The 2,477-nt window shown below is 52.0% G+C and carries 4 protein-coding genes; 2 read left to right on the top strand and 2 right to left on the bottom strand.

Annotation, left to right across the window (positions count from 1 at the left end):
• Window positions 1–263 (top strand): transposase domain-containing protein (locus tag DMX12_RS28725; protein ID WP_146226885.1); only part of this gene is annotated, 263 nt, incomplete at its 5' end.
• Between the two features lie 21 nt (window positions 264–284).
• The gene (locus tag DMX12_RS28720) at window positions 285–866 is read left to right on the top strand and encodes a nucleotidyltransferase family protein (protein WP_110680088.1); all 582 of its coding nucleotides are present in this window, start codon (window positions 285–287) and stop codon (window positions 864–866) included.
• Window positions 867–954: 88 nt separating this feature from the next.
• On the opposite strand, the gene DMX12_RS28715 is transcribed toward DMX12_RS28720, so the two are convergent.
• Window positions 955–2,343: a DUF3732 domain-containing protein gene (locus DMX12_RS28715; RefSeq protein ID WP_110680087.1), complete on the bottom strand. Its 1,389-nt coding sequence runs from the start codon at window positions 2,341–2,343 to the stop codon at window positions 955–957.
• 25 nt (window positions 2,344–2,368) lie between these two features.
• Window positions 2,369–2,477 (bottom strand): IS3 family transposase (locus DMX12_RS28710; protein ID WP_135192744.1); only part of this gene is annotated, 109 nt, incomplete at its 5' end.

The raw sequence follows: 2,477 nt of genomic DNA, 5'->3' as shown, positions 1-2,477 counted from the left end.
GCTACCTGGACGATGGGGCTGTGCCCATCGACAACAACCAGGTCGAGAACCAGATACGGCCATGGGCACTCGGGCGCTCGAACTGGTTATTTGCGGGATCCCTGCGCAGCGGTAAGCGGGCTGCGGCCATCATGAGTTTGATCCAGTCGGCACGCATGAATGGGCATGATCCGTATGCCTACCTCAAAGATGTGCTGATGCGGCTGCCGACGCAGAAGGCCAGTGAGATTGGACAGCTGCTGCCGCATCAGTGGCAGGCCTAGCTTCAGCAAGGTGATTTCTGATTGGACAATAGCTCGACAATCCAAGCGATTATTTCGGATGACCCCGTTCGGCGAAGGCTGCTCGAAATAGTACGCACCCTAAACTTGCCAGACTGCTGGATAGGAGCAGGTTTCGTCCGAAATGCGGTGTGGGATTATCTGCATGGTCGCGACTCATTACCGGTCTCAACAGACGTTGACGTCATCTGGTTTGATAGCGAGCGCTGCACACAGAAACAAGATGATGCTCTGGAGGCGCTCCTCAGAGATCTAGATCCGAGCGTACTGTGGTCTGTGAAAAACCAAGCGAGAATGCATGTTCAAAACGGCGATGATCCCTATCATTCAGCGACCGATGCAATGCGTTACTGGCCAGAAACCGCCACGGCGGTAGCAGTAAGGCTGCTAGAGAGCGGCAAATGCGAAATCGCTGCGCCGCTTGGGCTTGATGATCTTTTCAACTTGATCATCCGCCCAGCGGGAAGGTTCGCCACAGAGAAAAATGCTATCTACCAAGAGCGCGTCAAGTCCAAAAGCTGGTTAAAGGTTTGGCCATTGCTCACATTCTTGGATCTGCCTCCAGGCTCTCGCTCGTCGAGGTGACTTAATCGGACGCTTACTGTCAGAGTCATGAGAAGGCCTAGCAATTGGGCACCCAATTTCGGCATTGATGTGCAGCAAGGGAGTAGCGTTATTGCCAGGTGGAAGGGATCAACCCATCACCTTTCTTGCTCCAGGATGCGGCAGAGTGGGTGTGTGGTATCCCGCTCCAGATGTCCTTGCCAGCGTGCTCCAGCACGATGATCTGGAGGCCGGCATTTGTTCGTTTGATCGCTTCCCCCAGCACTTCAAAGATTCGTCGAGTTGCGATCAGATCCTCAGTTCGGTGTTCTCGAAGCGTAGCGATGTCTGAGTCCAAGGCGTTGGCTCCTTGATCGCTGCTCGGGAAATAGACCTGGCTGGGCTGGTCTATTACTAGGAAGCTGAGAGGCGGCAGATGCTGATTTTCCTCTTCGAGAAGGTACTCGTGGATGCCTAGGAACGCGGCAATGTGGTAGCCCATCCAGTTCGCGCCGCTCCCGACTTCCCAAAGATAGTCGAATTGCCTGAATTCTTTGTCGAATCGAATGGTCAGTTCCTTCCGATCCAGCTTGAGGACAGAGTTCGCCGCTCCTTCAAGGTTGCCGAAGGTATCGGCGTAGTGCTCTATAAGTTCTCCGACTTTCTGATCGACGTAATTTTCTCGGGCTTGACGATTCGTCTTGCTCATGACCCTGTCGAGGTCATTGATCTTGCTGCTTACGACCTTCATGCGTTCAGTGATGGCTTCATCAGCAGAAGTCTGTCCGATCTTTTTCAGGACTTCAGAGATAGTCTCTGCCAGGTAATAAATTTCACCAACGGCATTTCGCAGCTTCTCGTCCTCTGCCAAGATCGCATTCTTATCTGTGCGGATGCCATGGAGCTTCTTTTCCTCTGCAGCAAGGTTTCTCTTAAGAGACGAGAGCTTGTTGTCGAAGGCTGGGTTCTGCTCAAGGATATCGGCTACTCGAGTGATCTGATTTACTTTCGTCTCCAGATTATTGATCACCAAACTCATGCTGTCAGAGGGAGAGCCGCAGGCAACACACTGTCCTCCTGGTTCGAAGCTTTTTTTCAACCAATTCAAGCCTACCACGTGATTTTTCTCTAGGTTCACAGCTTTGACGAACTGCTGACCGCTTTGGGCGAGGCTGGTGTAGCCGCTTATTTCTTCACCAAGGTCGTCGACAACGCGCTGCTGTTCAGTTTCCTTCGCTACCGCTGCATTAAAGCGCTCGTTGATGTGCAGGCGTTTGGGTTCGACAAGGGTCTGTTCAAGGCGCCTGTCCTTATACGCCTGTACTACCGATCTAAGCTTGGCAATTTTGGAGTCAAGGATATCTGGAATGTCTGCATCCAACAGGCCGATCTCGATGCACTTGTCCAGGTTGCGGTTGACTTCGGTTTTCCAGTGAGCCTTAGATTTCTCAACGACTATGAGTTCCTTTTTGAGGCTCTCGAGTTCCTTGTTTGCCTCATCACGTCGACGCTCATTCATCACGTACTGAATCGCCCCTGCTTTCCTAGACACTCTCCAAGCTCAGGAAATAGCGTTTCTCATACTCTACTGGAGACAGCTGCATAGCACTGCTGTGTCGACGCTTAGGGTTATAGAACATCTCGATGTAATCG

The sequence above is a fragment of the Pseudomonas sp. MB-090624 genome, assembly GCF_003205245.1.
GTDB classification, from domain to species: domain Bacteria; phylum Pseudomonadota; class Gammaproteobacteria; order Pseudomonadales; family Pseudomonadaceae; genus Aquipseudomonas; species Aquipseudomonas juntendi.
The sequence above is the reverse complement of the archived record's forward strand: the minus strand, read 5'-3'. Positions and strand labels throughout refer to the sequence as shown.